Below are 6683 nucleotides of genomic sequence, written 5' to 3'. Positions count from 1 at the left end.
AAGCCAAAAGCGCAGATAATACTGGATGTCTTATCGAGCATTTTGGCAACGCAGATGCCGTGCCGCAGCTGCCGGAGCGGTGCTTAAGCCGCTAGGCGGGAATTGTGCGGTGTTGCCTTAAATTTCAGGCAACGAAACAGGGGGATTGCGCATGATATATCTGGATTATTCGGCCAACACGCCGGTGGACCCCCGTGTGCTGGAAGTATACTGCCGCACCGAGCAGAATTTTATCGGCAACCCCAATTCCACCCACTGCGCCGGGCAGGCCGCCCGACAGGAGATGAACCGTGTGACCGGCCTGATTGCGGCACAGCTGGGGGTGCTGCCGGAGGAAATCATTTATACATCGGGCGCAACGGAAGCCAATAACCTTGCCTTAAAGGGCACGGCCCGCGCGGCCCGGCATGTGGGGCGGCATATCATCTCCACCCCGCTGGAGCATTCCAGCGTGGGGGCAACATTGACGGCCTTGCAGCAGCAGGGGTACGAGATCGATCTGCTGAACATTGGCCGGGATGGCAGAATTGACCTGGAACAGCTGGAAGAGCTGTTGCGCAAGGATACCGTACTGGTTTCCATCTGCGGGGTGGACAGTGAACTGGGCACCGTGCAGCCGGTGCGGGAGATCGCCGCGCTGGTGCACCGCTGCCCCAACTGCCGCCTGCATGTGGATGCCACCCAGGCCGTGGGGAAAACGGCCCTCTGGCTGGACTGCGTGGATACCATGAGCTTTACCGCCCATAAGTTTTACGGCTCCAACGGCATTGGCGTGCTGTACAAGCGCAAAGGGCTGGTGATCGAACCTCAGATGAACGGCGGGGCCAGCACTACCATTTACCGCAGCGGCACCCCCACCCTGGGCCTTGCCGCGGCTTTGCAGGCGGCGCTGGCCCTTGCGCTGGATGAACAGCCCCAGCGCTGCGCCTGTGTACAGGCGCTGCACGATACCCTGTGCGCAGAGCTGCAAAAGCGCCCCGGCGTGCGTATCAACAGCCCGGCGAGTGCGGTGCCGCACATTGTAAACGTGAGCGTGGCGGGCATCAAGGCCGGGGTGTTCCAGCAGGCGTTGAGCGGGCAGGGGGTATGCGTGTCCGTCAAATCGGCCTGCTCCACTGACGGCACACCGTCCAAGGCGGTGTTTGCCGTCAGCCGGGACCGCAAAAATGCGCTCAGCTCATGGCGCATCAGCCTGAGCCACCTGACCACCGAAGAAGAACTGAACGGATTTTTGGCGGCGTTTGACCGCTGCCTGAAGGATTTGCAAAAGGAGAAATGACCATTGGAACGCCAGATGGAACCCTGCCAGCTGATTGAACGCAGCATTATCAAAAAATACCGCAAAGAGCTGTGGACCCCTTTTATTGTGGCGGTCAAGCGCTATGAACTGGTGCAGGCGGGAGATAAAATTGCCGTGTGCATTTCCGGCGGCAAGGACAGCATGCTGATGGCTAAACTGATGCAGGAGCTGCAGCGCCATAGCGATGTGCCCTTTGAGTTGGTGTTTTTGGTGATGGACCCCGGCTATAATGAGATCAACCGCCAGAAGATCGAAAGCAACGCCGCACTGCTGAATATCCCCATCACAATTTTTGAGACGGATGTGTTTGCGGTCGCCAACAACAGCGATAAATCCCCCTGTTACCTGTGCGCCCGCATGCGCCGCGGCTACCTGTACAAGAAGGCTCAGGAGCTGGGCTGCAACAAAATTGCACTGGGGCACCATTTTAATGATGTGATCGAAACAACCGTGATGAGCATGTTCTATGGCTCCCAGCTGCAGGCTATGCCGCCCAAGCTGCACAGCACCAACTTTCCCGGCATGGTGCTGATCCGTCCGCTGTACTGCGTGCGGGAGGAAGATATCATTGCCTGGAAACGCTATAACGACCTGGAATTCATCCAGTGCGCCTGCCGCTTTACCGAAAACTGCACCACCTGCGACAACGGCGGCGGTGGCTCCAAGCGGCAGGAAGTCAAGGTGTTGCTGCGCCGCCTAAAGCGGGATAACCCCAACATTGAGAACAGCATTTTCCGCAGCATCCACGGCGTTGCGCTGGATACCATGCCCGGCTACAAGACCGAAGGGCAGGAACATAGCTTTTTGGAGCGCTTTGACCGCGTGGAAGCGGAGCTGCAAAAAGAGTTAAAAGAAAAGCAGAAGCAGGAAGCAGATAAAACCGAATAAAAACAAAACACATCCCCCGGCGGGCCGCCCAATACGGCGCTGCCGAGGGATGTGCTTGTTTATAAAGATATAAAATCAGGGCAATACCGCATAATTCTAAGTGCCGATACGGCGAGCGAGGTGCGGCAGATGCCAAGCCAAAAGCGCAGATAATACTGGATGCTGCAAAGGTGAGCGCCGCCAGTGGCGGAAACAGCGAACCGAAGCAAGGGCAGCGGTCGCAGAGTGCGAGGGGCTTTTGCCCCCGAAGCACGGTGCGGGTACCGCAACCCGACATTATCGAGCATTTTGGCAACGCAGATGCCGTGCCACAGCTGCCGGAGTGGTGCTTAAGCCGCAAGGCGGGAATTGTGCGGTATTGCCTCAGATAAATTTGCCGGTCTGGCTGGCGGGGATGTGGCGGATAACGTCCGGCGTGCCGGCGGCCACCACCGTGCCGCCCTGGGCACCGCCGCCCGGGCCCATATCAATGATGTAGTCTGCGTTGCGGATCACATCCAGGTCATGCTCAATGACGATGACGGTGGCGCCGTGCTCGATCAGGGTCTGGAACACGCCGAGCAGAACCTGCACATCGGCGGGGTGCAGGCCGATGGTGGGCTCATCAAAGACAAACAGAGAGTCCGACTGGGCTTTGCCCATCTCGCTGGCCAGCTTCAGGCGCTGGGCCTCGCCGCCGGAAAGGCCGGGCGTTTCCTCGCCAAGGGTCAGGTAGCCAAGGCCGAGTTCCTGTAAAACAGTCAGCCGCTGGCGCACCACCGGCCAGTCGGCACAGGCGGTCAGGGCAGTGTTCACATCCATATCCATCAGCTGCGGCAGGGAATATCTGGTTCCGGACTTGCTGGTGTAAAAAATCTGCCCGGCCTCCTTGGCATAGCGGGAACCGCGGCATTCGGGGCAGGGAATCTCCACATCCGGCAAAAACTGTACATCCAGGCTGATGCTGCCGGTGCCATCGCACACGGGGCAGCGCAGCTTGCCCGTGTTGTAGGAAAAATCGCCCGCTTTATACCCGGCCTGCCTGGCATCCGGGGTGGCGGCAAACTTCTTGCGCAGCTCATCATGCACATTGGCATAGGTGGCCACGGTGGAGCGCACATTGATGCCAATGGGTGCGGCATCGATCAGCTTGACCTGGGTGATGCCGTCCGGCACAATAGAGCGTACATGTTCCGGCAGCTTTTGGCCGTGGATGGCGGCGTTCAGGCCGGGAACCAGGCTTTCCAGCACAAGGGTGGTCTTGCCGGAGCCGGAAACCCCGGTCACCACAGTCAGCCGCCCCTTGGGAATTTCGATGTCCAGCGGCTTTACGGTGTGGATGGCGTTGGTGGAAAGCTGAATGCGCCCCAGCGCGAACAACTCGCTTTGCGGGGCCTGGGGTCGCAGGCACTGCGCTTTGCCCGCCAGGAACGGCCCAATGCGGGAAGCAGCGTTTGCTTCAATGGCCGGGATGCTGCCCTGGGCAATCACCTGGCCGCCGCCCGCACCGGCCTGAGGCCCCATCTCAATCAGCCAATCGGCTTCGGATAGAATCTGGGTATCATGGTCCACCAGAATGACCGAGTTACCGTCGTGGATCAGGTCCTGCATCACGCCGGTCAGGCCGGTGATGTTGGCGGGGTGCAGCCCAATAGAGGGTTCATCCAGCACATACAGAACGCCGGTAGTGCGGTTGCGCACCGCGCGGGCCAGCTGCATACGCTGGCGCTCGCCGGTGGAAAGGGTAGCCGCGGCGCGGTCCAACGCCAGGTAGCCCAGCCCCAGGTCCATCAGCCGCTTGGCCACCGTTTGGAACGATTCACAGATGCTCTGCGCCATGGGGCGCATTTCTTCCGGCAGGGCGGCGGGAACCCCGCTTACCCAGGTAACCAGGTCGGAAAGGGTCATGCGGCAGGCTTCATCCAGCGGGATACCCTGCAGCCTGGGTGCGCGGGCTGCAGCGCACAGCCGGGAACCGCCGCAGTCCGGGCAGATATCCTGACGCAAAAACTTTTCCACCCGCTTCATGCCTTTTTCGTCCTTGACTTTGGAGAGTGCGTTTTCCACCGTGCGTACGGCGCTGTAATAGGTAAAATCCAGTTCCCCGGCCTGCTCGCTGTTTTTGGAGTGGTAGAAAATGTGCTTCTTCTCAGCCGGGCCGTCATAGACGATCTCTTTCTCCACATCGGTCAGGTCGCGGAACGGCACATCGGTGCGCACCCCCATGGCGCGACAGACATCGGTCATCAGCGACCACATCAAAGAGTTCCAGGGGGCCACAGCGCCCTCGTCAATGGTCAGGCTTTCGTCCGGCACAAGGGTGGCGCGGTCAACGGTCTGTACGGTGCCGGTGCCGCCGCAGGTGCGGCAGGCACCCTGGCTGTTAAAGGCAAGCTCTTCCGCCGAAGGGGCGTAAAAGCGGGCCCCGCATTCGGGGCAGATCAGCTCCTGCCCGGCGGCCACGGCCAGGGTGGGCGCAAGATAATGCCCGTTGGGGCAGCGGTGGTTGGCAAGGCGGGAATACATCAGCCGCAGGCTGTTTAGCAGCTCGGTGCCGGTGCCAAAGGTGCTGCGGATGCCCGGCACCCCCGGCCGCTGGTGCAGCGCCAACGCGGCGGGAACATACAGAACCTCGTCCACATCAGCTTTGGGGGCCTGGGTCATGCGGCGGCGCGTGTAGGTGGAAAGTGCGTCCAGATACCGGCGCGAACCTTCGGCATACAGCACGCCCAGCGCCAGCGAAGATTTGCCGGAACCGGATACACCCGCAATGCCGACGATTTTGTTCAGCGGCACATCGACATCAATATTTTTTAGGTTGTGTACCCGTGCCCCGCGGATCTCAATATGATCGACCATACAAACAGCAGCCCCCTGTTGGATTTATTATAAGGCAATACCGCACAATTCCCGCCTTGCGGCTTAAGCACCGCTCCGGCAGCTGCGGCACGGCATCTGCGTTGCCAAAATGCTCGATAAGACATCCAGTATTATCTGCGCTTTTGGCTTGGCATCTGCCGCACCTCGCTCGCCGTATCGGCACTTAGAATTGTGCAGTGTTGCCATAAAACCATTATACCACAGGGGTGCAACAAAACAAAAAAGCGGTGCCCCGCCCTGACCGATTGGGGTCAAGGGCGGGGCACCGCTGAGACTTATTCAGTTATGCCGCAAAGGCAGATCGGTTATTCACCAATTTCAACGCGGGTCACATCAGGTTCCTTCTTGGGAGCTTCCTTCGGGAAGGTCAACTCCAGGATGCCATCGGTGAACTTGGCGCTGACATCCTTGGGCTGCAGGTCGGTGCCAACATAGAAGCTGCGGCTGCAGGCGCCGGTGTAACGCTCCTGGCGGATATACTTGCCTTCGGGGGCCTTTTCGTCTTTATCCAGGCCCTTGGCGGCGCTGATGGTCAGGTAGCCGTTTTTCAGCTCAATGTGGATCTCATCCTTCTTGAAGCCCGGCAGATCAATGGCCAGCTCATAGTTGGTATCGGTCTCGCGGATATCGGTCTTCATCAGGTTGCGTGCATGCTTGCCGTACAGCGGGTTGCGTGCGTTCATCATACCAAAGGAATCGTCAAAGAAATCATCAAAAAGATTTTCACCAAAAACAGTCGGCAACATAAGTCATAACCTCACTTTGTAAAAATCTGGAATTTTATTTGGTGCCTCTCCGGGAAGTCTGACGCTTCCCGAGCCTTGCGGCTCCTTGGCGGTGTTTCCCGGAACGCTCTTGCGTTCCGCACCCCCTCTTTCAAGGTACGCCTTTATTATAACCCTAAAATTAGCACTGTCAATAGCAGAGTGCTAATGTTTACAACCTATGCAATGATTGTTCACAAAATATATAATATTGGGAAATGACGGAAAAAGCCAGCACAAAATAAGACGAACGTTCGATATAAAACTATGGTACGATAAAACGAGAAACAATTCGAGATTTTGGATGACAGAAGAAATTGGCAGAGAAACTCTTCGATAAACAAGGCTGTGACAACGTAAGGCGGGGAGAAACAGCGGAATAAGGCTGCCGGACTGGGCCGTCCGCTGCCCGGCATGATCCAGTGGTGCGGGGGAAAGCTGTGATTTTGAAGTTATTTAGCCCAAAGGACAATTTGACGGAAAAAAAGAAAGCAAAAACGGGGATGCGAGATGAAAAACGAAGAAACAGCTTAATAAAATAAGGCAATCGGCGGCAAAAATCCACCTGATGCCGACAAAAAGTGCTTGCAAAATTTTGGCAGTATGCTATAATCAGAACCATCCAAACACGGAGCAAGGACAACGGGGTCCGCAGTGCAAAAGCTGCGGACCCCGTTCTGATTCCGGAGACAAAAGCATAAAAAGAACAAAAGAGATTTTGCTTTTGCACAAAGGCGTGCGGCACCCGCTTGACGGCGGGGCTGCGCGCTTTTTGTTTGGTCAGGAGATATCCGAGGCAACACCGCACAATTCCCGCCTTGCGGCTTAAGCACCGCTCCGGCAGCTGCGGCACGGCATCTGCGTTGCCAAAA

General features: G+C 57.7%; 5 protein-coding genes. 2 read left to right on the top strand and 3 right to left on the bottom strand.

All coding sequences use genetic code 11. The annotated features are described in order from the left end of the window. Positions 1-151 precede the first annotated feature (151 nt). Together C4885_RS14950 and C4885_RS14945 are read left to right on the top strand one after the other, a co-directional pair. Positions 152-1279, top strand: coding sequence for a cysteine desulfurase family protein (locus C4885_RS14950; RefSeq protein WP_114001102.1), 1128 nt, complete (start codon positions 152-154; stop codon positions 1277-1279). A 3-nt stretch (positions 1280-1282) separates the two neighbouring features. Beyond that, complete coding sequence (locus C4885_RS14945; protein WP_114001101.1) at positions 1283-2188, top strand: ATP-binding protein; 906 nt, start codon at positions 1283-1285, stop codon at positions 2186-2188. 363 nt (positions 2189-2551) lie between these two features. Here C4885_RS14945 and C4885_RS14940 read toward each other — a convergent pair whose 3' ends face one another. The 3 genes from C4885_RS14940 to C4885_RS16830 form a co-directional block, all read right to left on the bottom strand. After that, positions 2552-5026, bottom strand: coding sequence for an excinuclease ABC subunit UvrA (locus tag C4885_RS14940; protein ID WP_114001100.1), 2475 nt, complete (start codon positions 5024-5026; stop codon positions 2552-2554). Between the two features lie 326 nt (positions 5027-5352). Next, positions 5353-5793: an Hsp20/alpha crystallin family protein gene (locus C4885_RS14935; protein WP_114001099.1), complete on the bottom strand. Its 441-nt coding sequence runs from the start codon at positions 5791-5793 to the stop codon at positions 5353-5355. Positions 5794-6076: 283 nt separating this feature from the next. Continuing rightward, on the bottom strand, positions 6077-6683 hold a 607-nt coding region (locus C4885_RS16830), incomplete at its 5' end, for a hypothetical protein (protein WP_207657605.1).

The sequence above is a fragment of the Subdoligranulum sp. APC924/74 genome (genome assembly GCF_003324125.1).
In the GTDB taxonomy this organism is placed as follows: Bacteria; Bacillota; Clostridia; order Oscillospirales; family Ruminococcaceae; genus Gemmiger; species Gemmiger qucibialis.
This window is presented reverse-complemented; position numbering and strand designations above follow the sequence as displayed.

Excerpts from the sequence above, each read along its gene's own strand:
- C4885_RS14940 (WP_114001100.1), bottom strand. The coding sequence starts at position 5,026 with ATGGTCGATCATATTGAGATCCGCGGGGCACGGGTACACAACCTAAAA.
- C4885_RS14935 (WP_114001099.1), bottom strand. The coding sequence starts at position 5,793 with ATGTTGCCGACTGTTTTTGGTGAAAATCTTTTTGATGATTTCTTTGAC.
- C4885_RS14950 (WP_114001102.1), top strand. The coding sequence starts at position 152 with ATGATATATCTGGATTATTCGGCCAACACGCCGGTGGACCCCCGTGTG.